The 24,329-nt window shown below is 72.8% G+C and carries 24 protein-coding genes; 10 read left to right on the top strand and 14 right to left on the bottom strand.

Going from position 1 to position 24,329, the window contains the following annotated elements:
* Positions 1 to 1,186 (top strand): hypothetical protein (locus MXD62_RS18370; protein WP_308301286.1); only part of this gene is annotated, 1,186 nt, incomplete at its 5' end.
* Between the two features lie 96 nt (positions 1,187 to 1,282).
* Here MXD62_RS18370 and MXD62_RS18365 read toward each other — a convergent pair.
* The 3 genes from MXD62_RS18365 to MXD62_RS18355 form a co-directional block, all read right to left on the bottom strand.
* Positions 1,283 to 2,500, bottom strand: coding sequence for a PHB depolymerase family esterase (locus MXD62_RS18365; protein ID WP_248830754.1), 1,218 nt, complete (start codon positions 2,498 to 2,500; stop codon positions 1,283 to 1,285).
* A 37-nt stretch (positions 2,501 to 2,537) separates the two neighbouring features.
* Entirely contained in the window at positions 2,538 to 3,134 is a 597-nt protein-coding gene (locus tag MXD62_RS18360; RefSeq protein WP_248830753.1) for a hypothetical protein, read from the bottom strand.
* Positions 3,135 to 3,344: 210 nt separating this feature from the next.
* Complete coding sequence (locus MXD62_RS18355) at positions 3,345 to 4,610, bottom strand: hypothetical protein (protein WP_248830752.1); 1,266 nt, start codon at positions 4,608 to 4,610, stop codon at positions 3,345 to 3,347.
* A 113-nt stretch (positions 4,611 to 4,723) separates the two neighbouring features.
* Here MXD62_RS18355 and MXD62_RS18350 point away from each other — a divergent pair, with 113 nt between their 5' ends.
* Positions 4,724 to 6,118 carry a deoxyribodipyrimidine photo-lyase gene (locus tag MXD62_RS18350; RefSeq protein WP_251081923.1) on the top strand — a complete coding sequence of 465 codons (1,395 nt, stop codon included), beginning with the start codon at positions 4,724 to 4,726 and terminating at the stop codon, positions 6,116 to 6,118.
* Positions 6,119 to 6,645: 527 nt separating this feature from the next.
* Here the strand turns inward: MXD62_RS18350 and MXD62_RS18345 are convergent.
* The 3 genes from MXD62_RS18345 to pdxH form a co-directional block, all read right to left on the bottom strand.
* Positions 6,646 to 7,515, bottom strand: coding sequence for a L,D-transpeptidase (locus MXD62_RS18345; protein WP_248830751.1), 870 nt, complete (start codon positions 7,513 to 7,515; stop codon positions 6,646 to 6,648).
* 14 nt (positions 7,516 to 7,529) lie between these two features.
* A complete protein-coding gene (locus MXD62_RS18340) occupies positions 7,530 to 8,300 on the bottom strand; it encodes a hypothetical protein (RefSeq protein WP_248830750.1) in 771 nt (256 codons plus the stop codon).
* A 353-nt stretch (positions 8,301 to 8,653) separates the two neighbouring features.
* A complete protein-coding gene (pdxH, locus tag MXD62_RS18335; protein ID WP_248830749.1) occupies positions 8,654 to 9,418 on the bottom strand; it encodes a pyridoxamine 5'-phosphate oxidase in 765 nt (254 codons plus the stop codon).
* A gap of 466 nt (positions 9,419 to 9,884) precedes the next feature.
* Between pdxH and MXD62_RS18330 the strand changes: the two genes are divergently transcribed.
* Positions 9,885 to 10,979, top strand: coding sequence for a citrate synthase 2 (locus MXD62_RS18330; RefSeq protein WP_248830748.1), 1,095 nt, complete (start codon positions 9,885 to 9,887; stop codon positions 10,977 to 10,979).
* Positions 10,972 to 12,096, top strand: coding sequence for a phosphoserine transaminase (gene serC / locus MXD62_RS18325; RefSeq protein WP_248830747.1), 1,125 nt, complete (start codon positions 10,972 to 10,974; stop codon positions 12,094 to 12,096). Before MXD62_RS18330 ends, serC begins: the two co-directional genes overlap by 8 nt.
* A 257-nt stretch (positions 12,097 to 12,353) precedes the next feature.
* Here serC and MXD62_RS18320 read toward each other — a convergent pair whose 3' ends face one another.
* From MXD62_RS18320 to MXD62_RS18305, 4 genes are all read right to left on the bottom strand, one after another.
* A complete protein-coding gene (locus MXD62_RS18320) occupies positions 12,354 to 13,721 on the bottom strand; it encodes a citrate synthase (protein WP_020464604.1) in 1,368 nt (455 codons plus the stop codon).
* A 408-nt stretch (positions 13,722 to 14,129) separates the two neighbouring features.
* Entirely contained in the window at positions 14,130 to 15,230 is a 1,101-nt protein-coding gene (locus MXD62_RS18315; RefSeq protein WP_248830746.1) for a DUF5685 family protein, read from the bottom strand.
* 24 nt (positions 15,231 to 15,254) lie between these two features.
* Positions 15,255 to 15,926 (bottom strand): response regulator transcription factor, encoded by a 672-nt coding sequence (locus MXD62_RS18310; protein ID WP_248830745.1) that lies wholly within the window; start codon positions 15,924 to 15,926, stop codon positions 15,255 to 15,257.
* Between the two features lies 1 nt (position 15,927).
* Positions 15,928 to 17,712: a sensor histidine kinase gene (locus tag MXD62_RS18305; RefSeq protein ID WP_248830744.1), complete on the bottom strand. Its 1,785-nt coding sequence runs from the start codon at positions 17,710 to 17,712 to the stop codon at positions 15,928 to 15,930.
* A 422-nt stretch (positions 17,713 to 18,134) separates the two neighbouring features.
* On the opposite strand from MXD62_RS18305, the gene MXD62_RS18300 reads away from it, so the two are divergent.
* On the top strand, positions 18,135 to 18,560 hold the full coding sequence (locus MXD62_RS18300) for a MarR family transcriptional regulator (protein WP_248830743.1): 426 nt from the start codon (positions 18,135 to 18,137) through the stop codon (positions 18,558 to 18,560).
* 10 nt (positions 18,561 to 18,570) lie between these two features.
* Here the strand turns inward: MXD62_RS18300 and MXD62_RS18295 are convergent, their stop codons facing one another.
* A complete protein-coding gene (locus MXD62_RS18295; RefSeq protein WP_248830742.1) occupies positions 18,571 to 19,584 on the bottom strand; it encodes a Gfo/Idh/MocA family oxidoreductase in 1,014 nt (337 codons plus the stop codon).
* 181 nt (positions 19,585 to 19,765) lie between these two features.
* Between MXD62_RS18295 and MXD62_RS18290 the strand changes: the two genes are divergently transcribed.
* Genes MXD62_RS18290 through thpR form a run of 3 tightly spaced genes read left to right on the top strand, consistent with a single transcriptional unit; the run spans position 19,766 to position 20,767 of the window.
* A complete protein-coding gene (locus tag MXD62_RS18290) occupies positions 19,766 to 19,993 on the top strand; it encodes a helix-turn-helix transcriptional regulator (protein WP_248830741.1) in 228 nt (75 codons plus the stop codon).
* A 4-nt stretch (positions 19,994 to 19,997) separates the two neighbouring features.
* A complete protein-coding gene (locus MXD62_RS39790; RefSeq protein ID WP_248830740.1) occupies positions 19,998 to 20,189 on the top strand; it encodes a Clp protease N-terminal domain-containing protein in 192 nt (63 codons plus the stop codon).
* A complete protein-coding gene (gene thpR / locus MXD62_RS18280) occupies positions 20,186 to 20,767 on the top strand; it encodes an RNA 2',3'-cyclic phosphodiesterase (RefSeq protein ID WP_248830739.1) in 582 nt (193 codons plus the stop codon). Before MXD62_RS39790 ends, thpR begins: the two co-directional genes overlap by 4 nt.
* Here thpR and MXD62_RS18275 read toward each other — a convergent pair.
* From MXD62_RS18275 to MXD62_RS40740, 3 genes are all read right to left on the bottom strand, one after another.
* Positions 20,728 to 21,102, bottom strand: coding sequence for a winged helix-turn-helix domain-containing protein (locus tag MXD62_RS18275; RefSeq protein WP_248830738.1), 375 nt, complete (start codon positions 21,100 to 21,102; stop codon positions 20,728 to 20,730). The two genes, thpR and MXD62_RS18275, sit on opposite strands and share 40 nt — an antisense overlap.
* A 153-nt stretch (positions 21,103 to 21,255) precedes the next feature.
* Complete coding sequence (locus MXD62_RS18270; RefSeq protein WP_248830737.1) at positions 21,256 to 21,858, bottom strand: cupin; 603 nt, start codon at positions 21,856 to 21,858, stop codon at positions 21,256 to 21,258.
* Positions 21,859 to 22,227: 369 nt separating this feature from the next.
* Complete coding sequence (locus MXD62_RS40740; RefSeq protein WP_368672102.1) at positions 22,228 to 22,308, bottom strand: putative leader peptide; 81 nt, start codon at positions 22,306 to 22,308, stop codon at positions 22,228 to 22,230.
* 685 nt (positions 22,309 to 22,993) lie between these two features.
* On the opposite strand from MXD62_RS40740, the gene MXD62_RS18265 reads away from it, so the two are divergent.
* Both MXD62_RS18265 and MXD62_RS18260 read left to right on the top strand, forming a co-directional pair.
* A complete protein-coding gene (locus MXD62_RS18265; RefSeq protein WP_248830736.1) occupies positions 22,994 to 23,587 on the top strand; it encodes an NADPH-dependent FMN reductase in 594 nt (197 codons plus the stop codon).
* Complete coding sequence (locus MXD62_RS18260; RefSeq protein WP_248830735.1) at positions 23,584 to 24,237, top strand: flavin reductase family protein; 654 nt, start codon at positions 23,584 to 23,586, stop codon at positions 24,235 to 24,237. The genes MXD62_RS18265 and MXD62_RS18260 overlap by 4 nt, the downstream gene beginning before the upstream one ends.
* Positions 24,238 to 24,329 lie beyond the last annotated feature (92 nt).

Below are 24,329 nucleotides of genomic sequence, written 5' to 3'. Positions count from 1 at the left end.
CCCGGGGACGGACCCGGGCGCGCGCCGGGGCGGTCCCGACCCGGCCTACCGGGACGCGGCGTACCCGCAGATGGCACACCGCGACGTCGCGGTGCCCGACGCCGACCCGCGCGACGCCGGGCGGCGGGACGTGCCCTACCGCGACCAGGAACGCGGATACCGCGACGGACCCGTGCGGGACACGCCGTACCGCGACCCGGACGGCCCGGCTGACGACGACGGCCGCGGCCCGATGCCCGGCACCGGCCCGCGCGCGCGGGCCCGGGCCGCCCGGCGCGCCGGCGGCCCGGACGGCACCGGCCCGCAGGACCGGGCCAGATCCACGGGCGCCGGCACCGAGGTGCTGGGAGCCGTCGGCGCGGCTTCCGCCGGGACCGGGCCGCGCCGGGCCGCGCCCCCGCGGCAGGGCGGCTTCGACGAGGTCGACTTCCCCGACGAACCTGACTTCCCGGACGACGGCGACGGCCTCGACGGTCCGGACGGCGGCGAGAGCGCCGGGCTCGGGCCCTTCCTGCGCCGCCTCGTGATCGCCCTGGTCGTGCTCGGCGTGGCCCTCGCGGTGGGCGTCGGTGCCGGCGTCATCTGGGAGAAGGTGCGCCCGAGCGGCGATACGGCGACGACGGCGAACACGCCCCCGACGGCGACGCCCGGCACGGGCCCGTCGGCTTCCCCCGCGCCGTCCACCGGTGCCCCCGCGGGCGGCGGCCAGCCGCAGGCCGCGGTGCCCGCGGACTGGGTGGCCTTCACGGACCCCGACCAGAAGGCGACGTTCTCCCATCCGCCGACCTGGAAGCAACGACGGGACAACACCGGTGTGTTCTTCGGGGAGCCGGGGGCGGGCGCGGTGGGCACACCCGCCGAGTACGGCCCGCAGATGATCGGCGTCGCCCGGGTCGCGGGCGCGGACGCCGCGACGGCGCTCAGCCAGGTCCAGAGCAGTGAGTTCGGCAGCGTCTCGGGCCTGACTCAGGACCGCTCGGGCCCGGCGACGGACACGTCCGGCGCTACCGTGCAGGAACTGGCGGGCTCCTACGACCGTGACGGCCAGCGCGTCTCGTACCTCATGCGCACGAGCGAGGCGCCCGGCGCGGTCTACGTGCTCATCGCCAGGGTTCCGGCGAACGCCTCAGCGTCACTGAACACGATGATGGGCGCGCTGCGCGCCTCGTTCCAGCCGGCCGCCTGAGGCCGGCTCAGCCGCCTGAGGCCGGCTTGGCTGTCTGACGCCGGCTTGGCTGTCTGGGACCAGCTTGGCCGTCTGGGGCCGGCAGGGCGGGATCGCTCAGATCCGGGGGCCGGCGGTGGCCGAGCGGGCCGGCCCCAGCAGCTCCCACAGCACGGCGGCCGTGTCGAAGGAACCGGCGCCGGTCAGCGGCGGCCAGCCGTGCCCCAGCGCCGGCAGCACGTACTGCACGAGGCGGGCGGACGTCGAACAGGTCGTCTCGTGCCGGACGGCCACCGGCGGCGCCTGGACGGGCGGCACGGGCGGCTGGGCCGCGGGCGCGCCCGGTCCCGTCGCCGGCGGCTGCCCCAGCGGTGCCTGGCCGAGCGGTGCCTGGCCGGCCGCCGGCGGTGTGGTGGCGGGCAGCAGCCCGGGGCCGGCGGCGGCGATGATCGCCGGGTCGGCTGGCCCGGCGGTGCCGGACCCGGCCGGGTCCACCGCCCCGACCTGGGCTCCGGTCGCGCCGATCGGACGGCCGTCCGCGCCGGTGGTCGTGGTGTCGGCGGGCTGGGTGGGTGACGGGCAGCCGTCCACCGCCCGGAACGGGGCGAGGCTCACCTCGACGGGCGTGATCCCCGTCTGCAGGGCCTCGGACCACAGCGCGCCGGCGTACGGGACGTGGCCGTCCATTCCGCCGTGCACCGACACCATGGTTACGGGCGCGGGCGGAGTGCAGTTGAAGGTCTGCAGACTGGCGGCGACGACCGCGAACCCGGCGAGCTCGTCCCCGTGCTCGCAGGCGTAGCGGTAGGCGAGCATGCCGCCGTTCGACAGCCCGATGATGCTGACCCGGCGCGGGTCGATCGGGTACCTGCTCTCCAGGTGCGCGATGAGTGAACGCAGCCAGCCGACGTCGTCACTGCTGGCGGCCGCGGCCGGGCCGCAGCAGGTGCCCGCGTTCCAGGACATCCCCAGCCCGTCGGGGTAGACGACCGCGAAGCCGGCCGACCGGGCGAGCGCGTCGAGCTCCCAGCCGCGCTGCGGCTCGGTGCCATCGTGGTACAGGCTGTGCAGCGCCACGACCAGCGGGTACGGCCCCGGCGTGCCCGGGTCCGGCAGCGTCAGCCGGATCTGACCACCCCGTCCACTTTGCTCGAAGGCATCGGGACCGATCGTCGGCGGCGGGGTGGGGATGGTCCCCACGTCGCTCGTCGGGCCGGGCCGGGCGCGTGGCCCGGCACCGCCCGAGAGTCCGCACCCGGCCACGACCAGCAATGCCGCGAGCAGGGACATGAGAAGCCGTACCGCGACGAAGCGGCGGCTGCGGGCGGCCGACACGACCGGTATTCTGACGCGCCGCCCACAGGCCCGCGCGTCAACGGTGTCGTTGATTACTCTTAGTGTTAGGGCTGCTACGTGCTAGGTCGTTCTCATTTGCCCGCACCACGTTCAGGCGGGGCCGGTCACGTGGGGACCAGCGCTCGGGCACGGCCGGTTCCCCACCTGTCGGTTCTCTTCCGGCCGGGGCCATGCCACGCGGGTTCACGTGCAGGGGCATGACGTTCCTCGAGTCGACGTCGAACGAGCGGGGATCGCCGCTCGGGACCGCCGACATCCCGCTGTCGACCTTGCCCCTGTCTGACTTGCTCCTGTCGATCCTGGTTCTGTCGCGACCGTCCTCGGCCGCCCCCGCCCCGGAGCCGGCGGTGCTCGCGTCCATGATCCGCGTCGCCTGGGCGCGGTCCGCGCCAAGCCCGCGGGGCTCGGTGGACTCGGCCGCGCTCCGGTAGCGATCGAACGCGACCTGCGCGCGGGTCTCCAGGTCGTCGACCTTCGCGAGCGATTCGCGGACCCGTCGTTCGCCGGCCGGGCCGGCGGCCAGCAGATCGGACAGGCAGTGGTCCACTGCCCTGCGAGCCGCCAGCCATCCGAGGAGCAGCCGTGAACGTTCCATGTCGGATGGCTCGTTCACCGAGATGTCCCTTCGCTCGCAATCTCTCGACGCCGGTGCGGCGTCGCCCCCCGCGAGGTCCTGCTCGTCCGCGTTGCGTCCTGGCGTAGGTGTCTCCCACCGTCGTGCGGCGTGGCGCCGACGCCGCGCCGCCACCCGAAGTCTTCCCTTCCCAGAGTGCCCCACCCGGCGGCGCGGCGCGTCGCAGTTCGCCGAACGCACACCCACACGTCAGTCGGAAACAGCGCCAGGGAGCTGGTTCTCCCCCCGAACGGGGGATGTCGGCGGCGTGCCGGGGAGCGCCGACGGCGATGGCAGGGTTGTGCGTGGCGACGCGGGTGCGGGATCCGTGGACGGTACCCGTCCCGGCACGTCGGCCGCCGAGGGGGCCCGCGGTAGTGCTCCCGGTGGGGAGGACGCTCCAGGCCGTGCTGTGCTCGGCGGAGCCGATCGCGGCGGGGGCGGTGGCACGCGCACCGCTGACGGCACCGCCGGTGTGGGCGCCGGCGCCCGCGGCGGCACCGGAGTCGGCGTGGGCACGGACGCCGGTTCCGTCACTGGCCCCGGGTGCGGGCGCGTCTGAGGCGCGGTGCGGCGCGCCACCGCCGTACCCGGGTCGGGTACGGGCACGCCGCGGTTCGCCCCCGGCTCACCGAGGGGTGCCATGGGCGTGCCGCAGGGCGGCGTGGCTGTGTCACAGCTGGCTGGCGCGGGTGGTGGGGGCGTGCCGCCGGGCGGTGTGGACGGCCGTTCCGGGGGGCTCTGGCCGGCGCTGCTCGGCGGTGCCCACCGCGCCGCGCCCCGGTTCGCGTGCCAGGCGGCGCGGGCCTCTCCGGCGCCGTCCTCGGCCCGGTCGAGGATCTTCTCCCAGCGGCTCTGCATCGGCCGGACGAGACCGCCGCCCACTCCGACCACCACCACTCCGGTGCAGGCCGCGAGCACTGCGTAGAGCAGCGGTGTGGTGACCGACGTCCCGATGCCGAGCTCGTCCAGCGCCGCCTTGCCGAAGGCGAGGACGGCGAACCCGGCGACGGCCCGGCTCAGCGCGTTGCCGTGCCGCAGCCCGGCGAACGACTCGGTGACCAGGCGCCGCGCCCAGGCGGCCAGCGCCAGCCCGAGCAGCGCGATGACGGCCGCGAGCAGCGCGCGGGCTAGCAGCGCCAGCGCCGTGCCGGCCATCCGGTCGGCGGGACTCGGCCCGAACACCCCGAGCGCCGCACGCAGGATGGCCAACAGGCAGATCACGGCCACCACCCGCAGCAGCCATTCCCTGATCACCCCGGTCTGGCAGCGCAGCAGCCGCGACGCGCCGGCCCGGTCGAGCGCGCCGTCGAGGCCGGCCTGCTCCAGCACCCGGTCCGCGGCGTGGAGCGCGCCGCGGACGACCACGGCTCCGACGGTGAGGACGAGCGCGAAGACCAGGATCTTGGGACCGATCTGCGCGATCCGTGACCACGCGTCCGAGACGCCCTGATCCCACTGCACCGCCTGCGTCATCGCGACAGCACAGCAGGAAGCCTCTGACCGCGGGTCCATGCCACGCCGTGACCTCGCGTGACATCAGAGTGGTCTCCGTTGGTGACCCGTGGTGACCGGCTACCGTCCGTCGGATGAGCTCGCCCCCCTCGACGCAGGCGGTGTGGTGGCTTCGCCGTGACCTCCGCCTCGACGACAACCCGGCGCTGCTCGCCGCCGCCGAGTCCGGCCGGGTGCTGGCTCTCTTCGTCCTCGACGACGCGCTGCGACGCCCGTCCGGTCCCGTCCGCCTGGCGTTCCTCCACCGGTGCCTGCGCGACCTGGACGCCCAGCTCGGCGGCCGGCTGTGCGTGCGTGCCGGAGACCCGGTGGACGTCGTTACCGCGCTCGCCCGCGAGATCGGCGCGGACACTGTCCACCTCGCGGCCGACCACGGTCCGTACGGCTCCCGCCGTGACAAACTCGTGGAACGCGCCCTGGCCGTGGACGGCCGGCAGCTCGTGCGCACCGGCTCGCCCTACGCGATAGCGCCCGGCCGCCTGCGCAAGGCCGACGGGACGTCCTACCGGGTGTTCACGCCCTTCTACCGGGCCTGGAAGGAACACGGCTGGCGCGGGCCGGCCATCCCGGCGGATCCGGTCTGGCTCCAGCCCGCCGACCTCGACGGCGGCAGCGAACCGATCCCGGCGGATCCGGAGCTCGGAGGCACCGAGCTACCCCCGGCCGGCGAACACGCCGCGCACGAGCGCCTGCGCGCCTTCCTGACCGGATCGCTGGCCGGCTACGCGGCGCACCGCGACGAGCCGGCCGCGGCCGTCACCTCCCGCCTCTCGCCCTACCTGAAATGGGGCTGCATCCACCCGCGCACCGTCCTCGACGCGCTGCGCACGGCCACGGCCACGGCGACCGAGCTGGCCGGTTCGGCCGAGAAGTTCCGCTCCGAGCTCGCCTGGCGGGAGTTCTACGCGGACGTCCTCGCCGGCACCCCCGCGTCGGCCCGGACCGACCTCACCGACACCCTGGCCGCGTTGGCCTACGAGCCTCCCGGTGACACCTTCGAGGCGTGGAAGTGGGGCCGCACCGGTTACCCGATCGTCGACGCCGGCATGCGCCAGCTCCTCGCCGAGGGCTGGGTGCACAACCGGGTCCGGATGATCGAGGCCTCGTTCGTCTGCAAGGACCTGCACGTCCACTGGACGCACGGCGCCCGCTGGTACCTCGAGCGCCTCGTCGACGGCGACCTCGCGTCCAACAACCACGGCTGGCAGTGGACGGCCGGCACCGGAACCGACGCCGCTCCTTACTTCCGGGTCTTCAACCCCGTCTCGCAGGGGCGCAAGTTCGATCCCGCCGGGGAGTACATCCGCCGATGGGTCCCCGAACTGCGAGGCCTCCCGCCCGACGCGGTGCACGAGCCGTGGAAACTCCCGGCCGGCCCGCCGAACGGCTACCCACGCCCAGTCGTCGATCACGCTGTCGAACGCCGGGAGGCCCTCGACCGCCACGCCCGAGCCCGACACCACGACTAACCGGCTTAACCGGCTTAACCGGCATGGCCGGCATGGCCGGCTCGGGCACCGCCGCGCCAGGCCGGGCGGGTCCGCGGCGGATCGTCAGGTTCGCCCTGATACCGGGCTGACTGGTCGTGCCGCAAGTGAAGGTCATGTCAGTTATCCGACAGCGCCCGATTCTGCGGACCGCCAGTTCCCGCCGCGGGGATTGGCCACCCTTGACGTGGGCAGGGAGACGGCGGGCTCGACTCCTCGCCCGTCCGACCGGTGGGGAGGTGACGGGCTCCGCCGGACGTGGTCGCGCCGGTGCGGGATGTGGAGGGCAGCCCGTACCGGCGCGTCACGGAGGTCGCGGCCGTGTCTGTCCGCGCTCGGAGGGGGCGCTGGGCCACACGGTCGCGGCCCGAGGCGATCCCGCCCGCGGGCCTGCGGATTCAAGAGACCGTCGGCCCCGTCCGGCCCCGCGCAGCATGCAGTGCGGCGCCACGCTGCGCCGCCCCACGCGGCCCCGCGACCCCGCGGCACGGAGAAGACCAGATCAGGCCCTAGGCGATGATCTCCACCGGTGTCCCCAGCGGGACGGTCTGGGCCAGGCGGGTGATCGCGTCGTTGCTCAGGCGGATGCAGCCGTGGCTGACGTCCCGGCCGATCGAACCGGGCTCGTTCGTCCCGTGGATGCCGATCACCGGGTCCCGGCCGCCGAACGAGTCCAGGCTGGTGGAGAAGCCGCTGAGCCCGAAGGCGTACGGCCCGTAGGGGCCGCCCGGGTTGCTGGGCTTCAGCAGTTCCATCAGGAAGAAGCGCCCGCCGGGCGTCGGGGTGTCAGTGGTGCCGATCGCCACCGACTCTTCCGCGATCATCTTGTCGTTGCTGTACAGCCGCAGCTTGTGCGCGCCGCGGGCGACGACGATCCGGTAGGGCGTCTGGCTGGCCGTCACCTGCTCGGCCTTCACCCAGCCCGAACTCCCGTTGGGCTCGACGGGCAGCAGAACCTGCCACCAGCCCGGCATTTTCGCCTGGACGAGGAAGACCCGCGGCGCGCCGTTCTCGTTCGGGTTCGACAGGCTGGACGTCGGCTTCGCCGCGTTCGGCGCCTGGTAGACGTCGACACTCGCGCCGGTGGCGGTCACGACGGTGCTCGCGCCCTGCCCGAGGCCGGCGACGGCGGCGAGCTGGCTGCGCACCGGCTCCGGGACCTGGCCGGACGCCGCGGTCGAGTCGTCCCCGCCGCAGCCGGTGAGGATCACGCCGCCGAGCACGACGGCCAGCGCCGCCGTGCCCACCCGGGCCAGGCCGCGACGTCCCGGCCGGCGCTCCCCGGCCAGGCCGTCACCACCCGGTGCCGGATCGTGGCCGGGCAGCGGGCCGCGGTTGGACGTCGCGTCGAGGCGAGGAGTCGCGACGTGGCTGGTCATGCCGGCGCCGCTGGTCATCTCGTGTAGTAAGGCTCGGCCCGCACCGCCGTAGCCACGGCCGGGTCGGCGACGGGGAGCGAGACCTGGGGGTCGACCGGCGGGGCCGTCCCGGCGCAGTCCGAGACGCCCACGGTCGGAACGGTCACGAGGAGGTAACCGGTCTCGGCGTCCCACGGGGAGGCGATGACCGCCATCGCGTGGGTCTGCAGCGGCAGGCTCTGGCCGGGGCCGATCTCCGAGATCCCGGCGCCGAGGCTGGTGTCGAACCAGCCGAAGCCGAGGGCCTTGTCGGAGGTGTTCCGCAGCGTCCACTCAGGGCCCGAGGCGCCGCAGGTGAAGGTGAGGACGAGCGGGTTCGCGTCGAAGTCCTCGATGCCGTCGATCTCCTTGTCGAGCGGCACCTTGAAGGGCAGCAGCGACAGGAACCCGTCGAGGATGGGGTCGCCCGTCCCCGATCTCGGGGTGGGCGAGGGCGTGCCGGTCGTCGTGGTGGTCACGTCGATGCCGGGGGTCGCGCTCGGGTCCGCGCTGGGGGTGGCGGAGGGGTCGACGCTCGGCGTGGCGCTCGGGTCGAGGCTCGCCGTGGCCTCGGCCGTCGGGGTGCCGGTGGGCGTCGGGGTGCCGCCGAGAATGTCGCCGGTCGTGTCCGGGGTCGGCGTCGCGGTCGGCGTGGCGCTCGTCGTCGGGGTCGGTTCCGGTGTGGTTGCTGAGGCCGGCGTGGCCACTGAGATCAGGGCCGCGCCGAGAACGCCGGCCGCCATGGCCCGCATTCTTGTGATCCGCATGAATCCGTCTCCCTCGACTGTGACGGGTCGCCGCGACACCCGCCGTCGGCGCCCGCCGAAGCGTCGACGGGCCGGAGGGCGGCGCGTCGACGCAGGGCGCGGATCAGCGTTTGCCGATCAGTTACGACTGCACGCAGGAAGGTACCAATGCCTGGTTCGTCACGAGGTGGTCGGGTCTGGCGTAGCGGGAACGTTGGGTGTTTGTCAGTGTTAATCGCGTATCGCCCCGGCGGTGTCGTGCCTCCGTCGCCAAATCAGGATCACAGCCGCGCGCCCGCCGGCCCGCCCGTCACCCTGGAATGACAGCGCTGGCATTTCGGGCGCTGTGACGATATGGACCGGTTCGCCCGCCTTCAGGGCGCCAGGCGCTCGACGACCCATCCCGGGGCGTCGGCGGGCCTGCTCGGTGCGTCGCCCGGCCCGGCGTCCGGTGTGCTGCCGGAGGCTCCACGGAGAGTGGTTAGGCGATAGCGCAGACGGTCGTGGAGGCGGTCCGGGCGCCCCTGCCAGAACTCGATCGAGGTCGGGACGAGCCGCAGTCCCCCCCAAAAGGGGGGAGCCGGCACCGGTTCGGTGACCGGCCACCTCCGTCCCAGCTGGGCGAGCCGCTCGGTGAGTACCGCGCGCGAGTCGATCACCTGGGACTGGTGGCTCGCCCACGCCCCGAGCTGAGATCCCCGCGGCCGGGACCGGAAATAGGTCTCGCTCTCCGCCCGTGACACGCGTTCAATCGAACCGGCGACGATCACCTGGCGTTCCAGCGGGTACCACGGGAAGAGCAGCGACCCGTACGGATTCGCCGCGGCCTCGCGGGCCTTCGTCGACGTGTAGTTCGTGAACAGCGTGAATCCGCGTGCGTCGAACCCCTTCATCAGGACGGTGCGGGAACTCGGCCGCCCGGCCTCGTCAGCGGTGGAGAAGATCATCGCGTTGGGCTCGCGGATCCCCGCCCTCGGGGCCGATGCGTCGGTGAACCATTCCTGAAACTGTTCGAGCCAGGTCGGAGCGAGCATCCGCTCGTCGAACCGGCCCGGGTGGTAGCCGCGCCGCTGCACAGCCGGGTCGGGCACGGGCGGTTCGTGCACGGGAGGTTCGTGCACGGGCGGATGGGCGGCCATGCCCCGATCCTGGCAGCCCGGCGGCACCCTCCGTCGATGTGACTGGCATCACCTCGGACGGCCCCGCTCCAGGTGATCGGTCGAAACCACGGCAACCGCCCCGGCGCAGGCGATGCCGGGCCGTGCGGAACGCGACTCATCACGCCCCGTCCGGTGGCGTTGCCGTGTCTGACAGGGCAGGATGCAGACGGACGATTGCGCCGTTAACACGGGACTGTCGTGGCAGGGCAGGACTGTCGTAGCAGGCAGGGCTGTCGTGGCAGGACTTGTCGTGGCAGGACTGTGGGGCGCGAGAGACGACCGAACGACGGGCGAATCCGGCGTATCGGGACAGCGGCGGAACGGGACGGCACGACGACCGCTGTGTCGGCGTGCAGCTTGGCCGGCCACGCGGTTGCCGCGGTCGGCCGGTCCCGGCAGGGCCCGTCCCGTGGCCGGCCGAGACAGAAGCGGAGATCCGGACTCGATGGCCGAGAAGATGAGCGATTTCAAGCCGGGCCTGGAGGGCGTGATCGCCTTCGAGACCGAGATCGCCGAGCCGGACAAGGAAGGCAGCGCGCTGCGCTACCGCGGCGTCGACATCGAGGATCTCGTCGGCAAGGTCGACTACGGCCACGTATGGGGCCTGCTCGTCGACGGGTCGTTCGAACCCGGACTGCCGCCGGCCGAACCGTTCCCGCTGCCGGTGCACTCCGGCGACATCCGGGTGGACGTCCAGAGCGCGCTGGCCATGCTCGCCCCGTACTGGGGCTTCGGCCAGTTGATCGACATCGCCCCCGAGCAGGCCCGTGAGGACCTCGCCCGGTCATCGGTGATGGCACTCTCCTTCGTCGCGCAGGCGGCTCGCGGCCTCGGGCAGCCCGCCGTGCCGCAGAAGGAGGTCGACCGCGCCCGCACCATCACCGAGCGGTTCATGATCCGTTGGCGTGGCGAGCCGGACCCCAAGCACGTCCAGGCCGTCGACGCCTACTGGGTGTCCGCCGCCGAGCACGGCCTGAACGCCTCCACCTTCACCGCCCGCGTGGTCGCCTCCACCGGGGCGGACGTCGCCGCGGCGCTGTCCGCGGCCGTGGGCGCGCTCTCCGGGCCGCTGCACGGCGGGGCGCCGTCCCGCGTGCTGGCGATGCTGGACGAGGTCGAGCGCACCGGTGACCCGGTTGGCTACGTCCGCCGCGCACTGGACCGCAAGGAGCGCCTCATGGGCTTCGGGCACCGGGTGTACCGCGCCGAGGACCCGCGCGCCCGTGTGTTGCGCCGCACCGCCCGCGACCTGGGCTCGACCCGGTACGAAGTGGCCGAGGCCCTCGAGGCGGCCGCGATCGAGGAGCTGACCAACCGCTACCCGGACCGCCCCCTCCGGACGAATGTCGAGTTCTGGTCGGCCGTGGTGCTGGACTTCGCCGAGGTGCCGGCTCATATGTTCACGTCCATGTTCACCTGTGCCCGCACCGCGGGCTGGAGCGCTCACATCCTGGAGCAGCAGCGCACCAGCCGGCTCATCCGCCCGTCCGCCCGCTACGTCGGCCCCGCTCCGCGGCCGCTGGGGGATGTCCATGCCTGACGCCCCGACGATCGTCCTGCCGGAGTCACTGCGCCCGGTCGACGGTCGGTTCGGCTGCGGGCCCTCCAAGGTCCGCACCGAAGCCGTGCAGGCTCTCGCCGCGAGCGGGGTCTCCCTCCTCGGCACCTCGCACCGGCAGAAGCCGGTGAAGAACCTGGTCGGACGGGTCCGCACCGGCCTGGCCGACCTGTTCTCCCTCCCCGAGGGCTACGAGGTGGTCCTCGGGATCGGCGGCGCCACCGCGTTCTGGGACGCCGCCGCCTTCAACCTGGTGCGGGAGCGCTCCCAGCACCTGGTCTTCGGCGAGTTCGGCGGCAAGTTCGCCGACACCACCAAGGGCGCCCCGTTCCTGGCCGCGCCGTCGGTGGTCAGGTCCGATCCGGGTACCCACCCGGACTGGGCTCCCGAGCCCGGCGTCGACGTCTACGCCACGCCGCACAACGAGACGTCCACCGGTGTGGCCCGGCCGGTGCGCCGCCCCGTCGGCGCCGACGCGGGCGCGCTGCACCTGGTGGACGCCACCTCGGGCGCCGGCGGCCTGCCCGTCGACCTCACCGAGGTGGACGTCTACTACTTCGCGCCGCAGAAGTGCTTCGCCTCCGACGGTGGGCTCTGGGTGGCCCTGATGTCGCCGGCGGCGATCGCCCGCCTCGGCGAGATCGCGGCGACGGACCGCTGGATCCCGCCCTTCCTGGACCTGACGACCGCGCTGGACAACAGCACGAAGGACCAGACGTACAACACCCCGGCCGTGTCGACGCTGTTCCTGTTCGCCGAGCAGCTCGACTGGATGCTGGGCAACGGCGGCCTGGACTGGTGCGTGCGCCGGACCGGCGAGTCCTCCTCGATCCTGTACAACTGGGCCGAGAAGACGCCGTACACGACGCCGTTCGTCACCGACCCGGCGCAGCGCTCGCAGGTCGTCGTCACGATCGACTTCGAGGGCGTCGACGCCGCCACGGTGGCCAAGGTGCTGCGCGCCAACGGCGTGGTCGATGTCGAGCCCTACCGCAAGCTTGGACGCAACCAGCTCCGGGTGGCCTGCTTCCCCGCGGTCGAGCCGTCGGACGTCGAGACCCTGACCAGCGCCATCGACCACGTGGTCGAGCGCCTGTAGCCGGGACGGCGCCTACCCGGGGCCGACGCGTTCGGCCGTGAGGTTGGCACCTGAGTGCTGATATCGGGCCGAGGAGACAACGTGTCTCCTCGGCCCGATCGCTTGGCAGGGCCGGCTCCGCGACGCCGGCCGGGTAATTACTGGCTCCAGGTATGACGGATCGAGTCAGGCATTTCAGTCAGCCTGCTGGTCCTGCGCGACGGCCCTGCCAACGGCCGTCGCGCCCTGGCCCCTTGAACCCTGACTGACTGAAAAAGTCAGCGCAGCGGGCGGCTGGGGGCGGCCTGCGCGGCCTGGGCGGCGATCGGGTCGGTCTCGGCGTCCGTGGCCGCGGAGCGGACGTGCATCGGGACGTAGGGGCGCTCGTCGTAGCCGATGTAGAGCTGGCGCGGACGGGCGATCTTCTGCTCGGGGTCGAGCAGGCCCTCCTCCCACTGGGCCAGCCAGCCCGGCATCCGGCCGATCGCGAACAGCACCGGGAACATCTCCACCGGAAAGCCCATGGCCTGGTAGATGATGCCGGTGTAGAAGTCCACGTTCGGGTAGAGCTTGCGCGAGATGAAGTACTCGTCCTCGAGGGCGATCCGCTCGAGCTCCATCGCGAGGTCGAGCAGCGGGTTCGTCCCGGTGACCTTGAAGACCTCGTCGGCGACCTGGCGGATCACCCGGGCCCGCGGGTCGTAGTTCTTGTAGATCCGGTGGCCGAAGCCCATGAGCTTCTTCTTGCCGTCCTTCACCTGGGCGATGAAGGCGGGGATGTTCTCGACCGAGCCGATGTCGGCGAGCATCCGCAGGACCTGCTCGTTGGCACCACCGTGCAGCGGGCCGTAGAGCGCGGCGATCGCCGCGGCCGCGGCGGAGAACGGGTCGGCCTGGGAGCTGCCGACGGCCCGCATCGCGTTGGCGGAGCAGTTCTGCTCGTGGTCGGCGTGCAGGATGAACAGCACGTCGAGGGCGTGCTCGAGGTTCGGGTCCGGCTCGTACTTGAGCTCGGTGGCCTTCCACATCATGTTGAGGAAGTTGCCGGCGTACGAAAGATCATTATCCGGGTAGACGTACGGGAAACCGACCGAGTGCCGGTAGGAGAACGCCGCCAGGGTGGTGATCTTCGCGATGAGCCGGACGATCTGCAGCCGGCGCAGGCCGGGGTCGTCGATCGTCTTGGCGTCCGGGTAGAAGGTCGACAGCGCGCCGACAGTCGACACGAGCATGCCCATCGGGTGGGCGTCGTGGTGGAAGCCGTCGATGAACTTCTTGATCGACTCATGCACCAGGGTGTGGTGCGTGATCTCGTCTTCCCAGGTGGAGAGCTCGTCCGAGGTGGGGAGCTCGCCGGCCAGCAGCAGGTAGGCGACCTCGAGGAAGCTGCTCTTCTCAGCCAGCTCCTGGATCGGGTAACCGCGGTAGCGCAGGATGCCGGCGTCACCGTCGATGTAGGTGATCGCGCTGCGGCAGCTGGCCGTGTTGGTGAAGGCGGGGTCGTACGCCATGAGACCGAAGTCGTCGTCATCGACCTTGATGGCACGGAACGCACTGGCGCGGATCGTGCCGTCAGCCACCGGTACCTCGTACGTCCGACCGGTGCGGTTGTCGGTGACAGTCAGGCTACTGACCTGCTCGGTCACGCCGGGCTCCTCTCGCCATGGCACTGCCGGGTGACGGCGTCGGCCACCTTCGGGCGCGCGCCCGGTTCGGAGCGCTCTCGCCGGTTCACTGGTTCGGTTGTCCCCAAGTCTCGCGGTTCGGGCCATCACATGCGCGTGATCGGTGGCCTCCGTCCCACGTGTGCTGTGCCACCCTCTATGCCTCCTACCTGCGGGTGGCACCATCGTTGCCCCTCCTGGTAAGGGACGGCCTGATCTGGGCCCGTTCGGACGCGCCGGTCGCGGCTGTCAGAGGTGCCCCGGGGAGATCAGACCCGGCCGACACCAACGGCGGCCGCCAATTTAGCGATATTGGTCACACATGATCGGTCGGGGGTGCCGGCGGGGGGCGCCAGCCGTGCCCGACCGGTCCTGGGATCAGCCGCGATCTCAGCACCCACAGTCGCAGTCGCAGACCTCGCACGCATCGCAGCAGTCTCCGCAGCGTTCGCACCAGCTCTCCTGCCGCCGTGCTCGCCGGCGCGCCCGGCGCCGGGCGCGCCGGCGGCGCCACCAGCCGCCACCCTCCGCCGGCGTGGTACCGGCGAACGTACGGGTCACCGAATGCGTGAGCTCGTCCACCAGGAGCACACGCAGCAGCGCCGCGTCCGCGGACGGGACCAGCGTGAGCTCGTCGACCGCCAGGCGCAGCCCGGTCAGCGCGTCCAGGCACAGCGACCGCGCCGCGGCGTCGGTGGTGCCGCTGGCGGCCAGCGGGTTCCAGTGCCCGGCCTTCTCGTCGGCGGCGCGGTCGGTCACGGCGTCCAGGAGGTGGGTGAGCCGGCCGAAGAGCCGGCCGGCCTCCGCCAGTGTCCCGGCGTTCTCCGGACGTTCCGCGAGCTCGGCGCAGTGGCGGAACGCCGCCGCGGCGGCGGCCTCGGTCGGGGCGGTGAGCGCGAGCAGCATCCCCGCACGGCCAGCGGACTCGGCGGCCGCAGTCCCGGCCGTCGCGGACTCGGTGACCGCGATCTCGGCCGTTGCGGTCTCGGTCGGGACGGTCCCGGCGGTCGCGGTCTCCAGCGCGAACTGGCGGTGCACCGACTCGACGAGCTCCGTGGTGTCGAAGCCGACGCGGCGCCCGGCGCGGTCGGCGGCGCGGTCGGCCGCGCCCGCGGCGCGAGCGGCGCCGGCGCGCAACAGCCGGGTGCCGGCCAGGCCGTCGCCGTCCCGGGCGTGGTCGTGGATGCGTGCCGCCGCCGCGGCCAGTGACGCCGAGGCCGCCAGGGTGATCCCCGGATCCTCGGCGGTGACGACCCGCGCCGTCCGCATGGCCCGCAGCGGGCACGGGCCGGCTGTCCGGCGCGCGGCGGCAGTCGGGCGCTGAGCGGCCACCAGCAGCGAGAGGACGACGCCGTCGCCGGTTGTCGCGAGCCGGGCCGGCTGACCGGCGGTGTCCCGCAGCGCCAGGCACAGCCCGCAGAGGTGCGCCGACCAGAGCTCGTGCGCCGCGGCGCCGAGACGACCCCGGCACGGCCGGATCAATCCGAACACGCTGGGACCTTACGGCGGCGGACTCTACGGCGAGCGCGGGACGACGCCGCCCGACGACCGCAACCAGGCGAGTACGGCGAGCACCCGGCGGTTGTCGTCGCCGGAGACCGGCATCTCGAGCTTGGTGAACACGCTTGCGACGTGGTTCTCCACCGTCTTCGCGGCCAGGTGCAGGCGTACCGCGATCCCGGCGTTGGAGCGGCCCTCCGCCATCTCCCGCAGGACGGCGCGCTCCCGCTCGGTGAGCCGGTAGAGGGCCTCGGCCTTGCGGCGGTGGGTGAGCAGGCCGGCGACGATCTCCTCGTCCACGACGAGACGGCCGTCCGCGATCCGGCGCAGGCCGTCGAGGAGGTTGCCGACATCCTCGACGCGGTCCTTGAGGAGGTAACCGGTGCCGCCGCGTCCGTCGCCCAGCAGGCGGACCGCGTAGCGGATGTCCGCGTAGGTGGAGAGCACCAGGACGCCGACCCCGGGGTGCAGGCCACGGATCCGCTCGGCGGTGACGAGCCCCTCGTTGGTGAAGGTCGGCGGCATGCGCATGTCGAGAATGACGACGTCGGGAGGTTCGTCGGCGATGTGTGCGAGGATCTTGTCCGGTTCGGCGGCCTGCGCGATGACCTGCACGCCTGCCGCGTTGAGCAGCATCGCGAGGCCTTCCCGGAACAGCGCTGAATCGTCCGCTATCGCTACCCGCATGTCACCACCCACCTCGTGCGTCGCTGCTCCACGGGATGCTCGCCGTCAGCCGGGTGCCGCAGCGCTCCGGGCTCGACAGCGTGAACTCGCCGCCGAGTGCGCGGACCCGGTCGCCGAGGCCGGCGATTCCGCCGCCGTCGCTGATGGTCGCACCGCCCTTCCCGTCGTCGGTCACCTGGATGAGGAACTGGCCGCCGAGCATTTTGACCGTTACCCGCACATGGCTGGCATCCGCGTGTTTGACGGTATTCGCCAGAGCCTCGCTCACGGTGTAGTACGCCGTGGTCTCCAGCGTGGTATCGAATCGATCGTCAGGCACATCAAGGTCGACATCCACGGGGAGGGCCTCGGTGACATTCTCGAGTGCCGCTTTCAGCCCGCTCTCGCTCAGCACGGGCGGATGGATGCCGCGGGCGAGTCCGCGCAGCTCGGCGAGCGCCGCGCGCAGGTCCTCCCGGGCTCCCTCGAGGGCGGCGACGGTGGCCTGGTCGGTGGACTGCTCCCGGGCGAGTCCGAGCCGGGCCGAGAGCGCGAGCAGCCGCTGCTGCGCGCCGTCGTGCAGGTCGCGCTCGATCCGCCGGCGTTCGGCGAGCCCGGCCTCGACGAGTCGGGTCCGGGTCGCGCGGACGGCGTCGAGCTGGGCGGTCACCGTGGCGTGCAGCCGCGCGTTCTCCAGCGCGATGGCGCTGGCGTTCAGCGCGACCGCGACCAGGTCGCGGTCGCGTTCCAGCGACGAGTGCGCGGAGAGCACGGCCAGCGGCGCGCCGGCCGTGGTGTGGACGGGCAGCGCGAGCTGGGTGCCTCCCGCCGCGGGCGGGACGGCCGGCAGGCCGTCGGCGTTCACGTGGAAGCCGCGTTCGGGTATCCACAGGTAGAGCTCCGCGCCGTCGTCGCCGACCGCCGCCCGCAGCACCTCGCGGACGGCCGCCGGCGTCGGCGGCGTGCTCAGCCCGCTCAGCAGCTGGGCGATGCGGGCCCGGGCGAGATGGCGGCGCACAGCGGCTACGGCGAAGGCCACCGGGATGGCGAACAACGCCAGCGCTATCGGGATGAAGACCGGATCGACCTCGGCGCCCTGCGGGTAGTAGACGAACAGGTTCACCACCGCGGCGATGGTGAAGGCGGTGAGCACGCCGAGGGAGACCGGCCCGAGGGTGCGCCGCTCCAGCGCGGAGGCCTGCCGGTAGCGCCGGGCGATGGCCAGGCCGAAGGCGACGACGACCACGAGGCTCAGTGCGTCGAGGGTGTGCACGACGATGCCGAACACGCCCGCGTCGATCGCGGAGCCGTACCACCACACGCCGGGGGCGTAGCCGAAGGACTCCGGGCGGGACAGTGCGATCAGCACGAGGTTGCCCACCGGGATCACCGCGACGGCGGTGCCGAGCAGCACTCGTTCACTGGTGTCGTGTAGACGCCCTGACGGGTATCGAAGCACGCCCCAGCCGAGGCAGACCCAGAAGTGGTTGTAGGCGAACGAGGAGAGCACAGCGGACGGGCCGGCCTCCCAGGTCGCCACCCAGGACGCCGTCCAGAGCACCCCGCCGAGGATGAACGCGCTACTCACGCTGCCGAGGGCGTCCTCGTCCAGGAGCAGGAGCCCGGTGAGGACGAAGGTGAGGGAGACGAGGACGTTCAGCGCGGCGGCGAACGGCGTCGTGGACCATGCCGGCCACTGGGCCGCGACGGTGATCGCGACCGTCGTGATGCCCGCGGTGGTCAGGACGGCGGAACGGTGCCTGGCGGCCATTCGGGTCAGGGGCCGCGGCAGGAACGGATGTGGCACCTCAGGCCACCACCGATCGCGACGATCTCACTCGACAAGGGTTACACACCAGGCCCTTCGGCCTGAGGGTTACCCCCCAGGCATCAAGGTGGGAACTACCCCGCAACCTTGGAGGTCTCCCCGAAGCGGGGCTGTGTCGTGTCGGTGAATAGTGGAGCAGACTCGCCGCGTGGCCGTGCGGGTGTCCCGGACCGTCGGGGGCCGGACGCTACCGGGGGGTGGCCGGCTCTCGACGCTCCGCGCGTGTGCCCCGCCTGTTGTCTGGTCGGTCCGTTCGTTCATCCGTCCCGGCGGGGCGGGGCGGGGCGATCTGCCGCGGAGAGGGCGCCGATTTCCCGGTCGCGGGCCCCCTCGGTCGCGAGGTGAAATGGACGTCCTAATCGCTCTTGAAGTTTAGCGATGCTAACGAGTACTTTCGAGAAATGGAGAGCGTGAGCGCGGCGGAACTCGCGTCCACCCTGCGCCTGTCGGTCATGCGGCTCTCCCGGCGAATGCGCCAGGAACGCTCCAGCACGCTGACCCCGACCCAGGTCGCCACGCTCGCCACGCTCGCCCGGCACGGGCCGATGACGCTCGGTGAGGCGGCGGCGCACGAGCGGGTGCAACCACCGTCCATGACCCGGGTGATCGCGAGCCTGTCCGAGGCCGGCCTCGTCCATCGTGGTCAGCATCCCTCCGACGGCCGGCAGGTGATCGCCGAGGTTACCGAGGCCGGCCGGGAGCTGCTCGCCGCGGACCGCCGCCGCCGTGACGAGTGGCTGGCCGAGCGCCTGGTGGATCTCTCCCCGGTCGAGGCCGACGCGCTGCGGGTCGCCGCCCCGATCCTGGACCGCCTGGCCGGCCTGTAGCCCCACAGCCCTACAGCTCGACCCAGCCACCCCGCTTGTGAGACGCCGCGGCCGCCACCTGCAGGCGCGTCGCGGTGAGCAGGTCGTGGAAGGTCGCGCCGCGCACCAGGGCCGGGTCATCCAGCTCGGTGGCCCGCACGACGTCGTAGGTGGCCTCGACCAGGCCGGGCCGCTCGGCGGGCACCGTCGGCATCCACAGGTCACGAACGCCTGTCCCGTCCTGCCGGCGGACCCGCCGCCCCTGGACGACCATGCGGCCCGCCTCGCCGCAGACGGTCACCGTGGCGGTGGCGATCTCCCCGCCCATCCGTTCGTTGATCAGGATGGTCGTCCCGTTGGCGGCGAGCAGGGCCAGGGTGACCGGCGCGTCGGGGGTGAGCGTGGTCGCCGGCATGCTGCCGGGATCGGCGCACACGGCGAGGATCTCGCCGCACCAGCGCAGCGTCAGGTCGATGATCTCGGCCCGGCCGATCGGCCCGGACGGCGCGCCGACCACGGTGATCTGGCTCAGCCGGCCCAGCGAGTGCACCGACGCCTGGACGTGCCACGCCGCGGGCCACGCCCGGCCGTCCAGGGCGACGACGTGGGCGAGATCGGCGTCCTCGGCGATGTCGGCCACCGCGCGCAGCGCCTCGGCCTCGGCCGTGGCCGGCTTCGCGAGCAGGACGTGCAGGCCGGCCTCGGCCGCCCGGCGGGCCACGATGTCGGACGCCGGCGGCGACATCTCGATGCAGACCGCCTCGATGTCGTCCGACAGCAGGGCGATCAGGTCGCTGTAGGCGCGCGGGGCCTTCGCCTCGGCGGCCCAGGCCAGCGACTCCAGCGGCTCCGGCGCCAGCAGCCCCACGACATCGACCCCGGCGTCACGCAGGACGTCCGCCGTCGAGCGTTCGGAACCGTCGGTGACCAGGGCCATCGCGACCGGGAGGTCGGGCTGCCTGCGCCGGGCGGTACGGCGGTCCGAGCGCCAGGCTCTGGACAGGCCGGGATCGCGGGGCGCCACCAGTTCGGGGACCGTCGTCACAGCTCCGATAGTGCCCCCGATTGCCGTCCGCCGGTGGGCGGTCGGGCCGATCCCGTCGCAGACCACCCACTCGAACCAGCCCGCTGTGACCAGGCCGCGTCACGCCACTCGGGTGTGCCCGCCGTGGCGGTCGTGTCAACCGAGGTTGACGGACGCTGGTTGTCAACGTAGGTTGACGACCGTGAGTGCTACAGCCACGACGCTCGCCGGCGCGGCGTCCGACGACGACCCCCGGGTGGGTCTCGCCGCAGTCGCGTCGCTGCGGGCGTTGCTCGAGTCCCTGGAGGAGCTCCAGGTCGCCAGCGCGCGGAGCAGAGGCTGGTCCTGGCAGGAGATCGCGGACGTGCTCGGTGTCAGCCGGCAGGCCGCCCACAAGAAGTACGGCCGTCGCTTCGGGAAGGGGAGGTAGAACCGTGCTCGAACGATTCACGGAGGAGTCCAGGCGGGCGGTGCGGGCGGCCGTCGACGCGGCCGTCCTGGAACACGGCGAACGGGTACACACGGCCCACCTGCTGCTCGGCGTGCTGAGCAACCCGTCGTGCATCGCGGTCCGCGTGATCGAACGGCGCGGGCTGGCGGCCGACCAGGTCCGCGCCGCCCTGTGACGGGGCCGGTACCGGGCCGGGAGCGGCTCTTCGTCGCGCTGCTCCCGCCGGCGGAGCTGGTCCGCGACCTGACCACCGCCGTCTCCGAGGTGACCGCCGCCGCCGCGGGTGCGGGCGTGCCGCGGCTGCGCTGGACGGATCCGTCGCGGTGGCACGTGACGCTGGCGTTCCTCGGGCCGGTCGAGCTCGGGACGCGGCCCGCGCTCGCCGAACGGCTCGGTCGGGTCGCCCACCGGCACGGCCCGGTCGAGCTGCGCCTCGACGGCGCCGGCCGCTTCGGCCACCGGGTGCTCTGGGTCCGGGTCGCCGGCGATCTCGGGCCGCTGGCGGCGGGGGTGCGCCGCGCGGCCGTCCGGGCCGGCGCGGACGGCGGCGACGACCGCCCGTTGCGGGCCCACCTCACCCTGGCCCGCGTTCCCGAGGGAACCGCCGCCGACCTGCGGCCACTGGTCCGCGCCCTCGGCGAGATCATGAAGCCGTCGGCCTGGACGGCACGGACCCTGACCCTGATGAGCAGCGTCGGTGGGCCGTCCCCCGTCTACAGCGTCGAGGGCGAGTGGGACCTGAGCGGCTCGTAACCGGACGGCCGGTAGCGGTACCCGACCCGCCGGACCGTCTCGATGTGGTCCCGGTGATGGCGGCCCAGCTTGCGCCGTAGCCGGGTGATCATGACGTCGACGGTGCGCGGGGCGGACGCGCCGAGGGCGCCGGGATCCTGCCGCCACACCTCGCGCAGCAGCTCCTCCCGGCTGTGCACACGGCCCGGGTTGCGCACGAGGTAGTCGAGCACCTCGAATTCAAGGTAGGTGAGGTCGATCGGCCGTCCGTCGACCAGGACCTGCCAGGCCAGGCGGTCGACGTCCACGGCGCCTCTGACGGGTGTACTCGCGACGAAGCCGGCATGGGCTGCCACGGACGCCTCCAGGCGATTCGGATTGGGCACGAGGTCGGATGACACGAGTGTGTTGAACGGGCCGGGTGGGATGAACGGGCGCGGTGACGTGGGGCGGGAGGAGCCGCCGGGAGCTCGCGGGGAGCGGGCGGGAGCCGGAGCCCCTTGTCACTGTTACGAGCAACCCGTGATGTCCTCGCTGGTCGTTCGGACGGAGCCGGTCCAGCGCAGGTCCGGCAGGTTGACGACGATCGCGTCCTGGGTGCTGCGGGCGATCACCACCAGGGCCTCGTGCTCGGGATCCGGGTTCTCCTCGCGGTGCGGCACCCACGGCGGAACGAAGATGTAGTCCCCCGGCGAGGTCCGGATACGGATCTCCCGCGGCGGAGCGCCCGAATCGCTCCCGCCGCCGCTCCTGCCGTTCCCGCCGCTCTCGCCGCCGCCGTGGCTCGGGGCGCCGGTGTCGTCCGCTGAGAGCTCGTCCGCCGGGAAGACGAACTCCGGATGCCCGCTGACCACGTAGATCGCGGTCTCGGACCGGCCATGGTGATGATTGGCCGACGCGGTGGCCGGCGCCACGTGCGTCTGGCCCATCCACAGCTTCGACGAGCCCACGGTGCGCGCGCTCACCGCCGCCAGCCGCCGCATCCCGGATGTCTGCGCTGTCTCGGGATCGAGCGCCCAGGGCGCGATGTGATGCAGCCGCCGATGAAAGGCGTCGATCTCCTCGGGGGACGGGACAAGATCGTCAATGGACGGAACGTGCAGGTCACTCACGGGTCGGCGCTCCGGTGCTGAGGTCGGTGGTGCGGTCGGTCGGGTCTGTGGCAGCACACCGCGTCGGCGGACGCGCCCGCTGGAGGCGGCCCCGGGCCAGCAGCCGCGCCCGCCGCACCGTCACGCCCGCCCGCCGGCGGGGCCGCGTTCGGGCAGGCTCCCGTGCCGCCGTCCACCGGTGCCGGACAGGAGCGGCGGGGCGCCGGACGGTGACGTCCGGACTTCGGGATGGCTGGTGGCGGTGTGATGCGCGTGGCAACGGACGCGGGCGGGCGTGACGGTGCGGCGGGCGGTGGCGTGGTGCGGGCGGCCGGATCGCGGCGGCGGGCCCGCGAGCGGGGGCCGTGCCGCGGCGCGCCACGGGCGGCGTCAGTAAGCCGAACAGGCAGCGGAGGCGACCCGCAACAAGTCGATGTGCCCACGCGTCACGAGGTAGGCCGGCTTCAACACAGAAGCAACGGAAACACGCCGGCGGATCGCCGCCAACCGATCAATGATGTGATCTGATTCACTTTATCACTTCTTGACTGAACAAAGCGGCGCTCCGCACAGTTCTCGACGTGGCAGCTTGCGTTCTCCCCACCCGTCGGGCGCTGCCATCGCACAGGTCCTGGTTCGCCTCCCGCCCGCTGCTCACCCGTCGGCGCTGCGTCGACTACGGTCGCGCCACCCGCTGCCGCTGTCGCGCCACCGCCCGCTCCTGACGAAGCCGGTCCGCCGCGCGTGGGTCGCGCCGGTCGCACGTCCGATGCCTGCGCCTGTTGTGGTCTGTTCCACCGTGGCCTGATCGCCCGGCGGTCGGATCTGCCGCGTGCTGCCGGCCTGCCACGGCGGCCGGGCTTCGCGCGGCGGCCGGGCACGGCTGGCGGATCAGGTTCGGCACCCTCCCGGTCGCGGTCCGGGCCGTCCCCGCGGCACGGTTCCGCCGACCGGCGCGAACGCCCGCGCACCCGGGTGCCGGACGCCCGCGCCATCGGTGACCAGCGACGACAAATGCACCAGTGCCAGCGATGACAAGTGACAGCGCCGACGAGCGATGGCGACGACGAGTGACGGTGAGTGACGAGGACGAACTCGCGCGAAGTCCAGCCAGCGAACCCGCTCCGCGACGTCCATCCTGACCGGAAGGCCGCTCATGCCACAGACCACATCTTCCGCTTCGCCGCGCCTCGTCATCATCATCGGCAACCCGCGGCCCGGCTCCCGGACGCTGACCCTCGCCCGCTTCCTCGCGGAGCGGATCGCGGACGAGCTGCCGGTCGCGAGCATCGAGATCATCGATCTCTCCACGCTGGCCCGGCACCTCTTCGCCGACGACGGCCGGGTCGCCGCGGCCCTCACGACCGCGGCCGAGGCGGATCTGCTGATCGTCGCGTCGCCGGTCTACAAGGGCAGCTACACCGGCCTGCTCAAGTCGTTCCTGGACCTGCTGCCCGGTGGGGCGCTGCGGGGGACGACCGCCGTACCGGTGGTCATCTCGGCGGCGCCGGACCACTCGGTGGCCGGGGAGCTCTACCTGCGCCCGGTCCTCGTGGAACTGGGCGCGACCGTCCCCGCCCGGTCGTTCGCGGTAATCGAGGAGCAGCTCCCGGACCTGGACATCGTGGTCGACTCCTGGGTTGTCTCGCACGCCCCCGTGCTTCGCGCCAGCGTCGCCGCACACACCGGGACGGCGCTCTTCGCCCAGGACGTCCGGATGGAAAACGACCTCGTGGAGACGGCTCGATGACGCTCGACACCCTCGGTCGCGACCCCTCGCCGCACCCGGACCAGCCACGGACGGCTCCAGCACCGGAACAGGCGTCCCCGTTGTCCCAGGTGCCCTCAGTCTCGGTGGCTCCCGCATCGGCTCCGGTGCCGGCGACGCCGCAGTCGGGGGCGGCGCAGTCGGCGGCGGCGGTCGACCCGGCGGCGCTGCGCAGTGCGTTCCGCCGGCACGCGGCCGGGGTCACCGTCGTGACGATGATCGGTCCCCGGGGTCCGGTCGGCTTCACCGCGACGTCGGTCGCCTCCCTCTCCGCGGATCCGCCGCTGCTGTCGCTGTCCCTGTCCGCGACGTCGTCGAGCGCGCCGGCGCTGCTCGCCGCCGGCACCCTCGTCGTCCACCTGCTCTCGGACGGCCAGCAGGAGCTTGCCGCGCGGTTCGCGACCTCGGGCATCGACCGGTTCGCGGAACCGACCCGCTGGCGCCGCCTGCCCACCGGCGAGCCACTGCTGGTGGACGCGGCCGTGTGGCTACGGACCCGCATCCACTCCCGGCTGAACGCCGGCGACCACCACCTGGTGATCGCCGAAGTCCTGGAAACCCGCTCCCACCGCCAGTCCCAGCCCCTCATCTACCACAACGGCGCCTACGGCACCATCAACCCCAACAAATAGGAATTATTCCCCATAAGCCCCCCAATAACTCCGGGTCGGGCGGAGCTCCGACGAAGTGTGGCGACTGAGTGAGTCCATGGACTCACTCAGTC

It is taken from the genome of Frankia sp. Mgl5 (genome assembly GCF_023242985.1).
Lineage (GTDB): Bacteria > Actinomycetota > Actinomycetes > Frankiales > Frankiaceae > Parafrankia > Parafrankia soli.
Note: the sequence above shows the minus strand (reverse complement) of the source record. Positions and strands in the feature narration are given on the sequence as shown.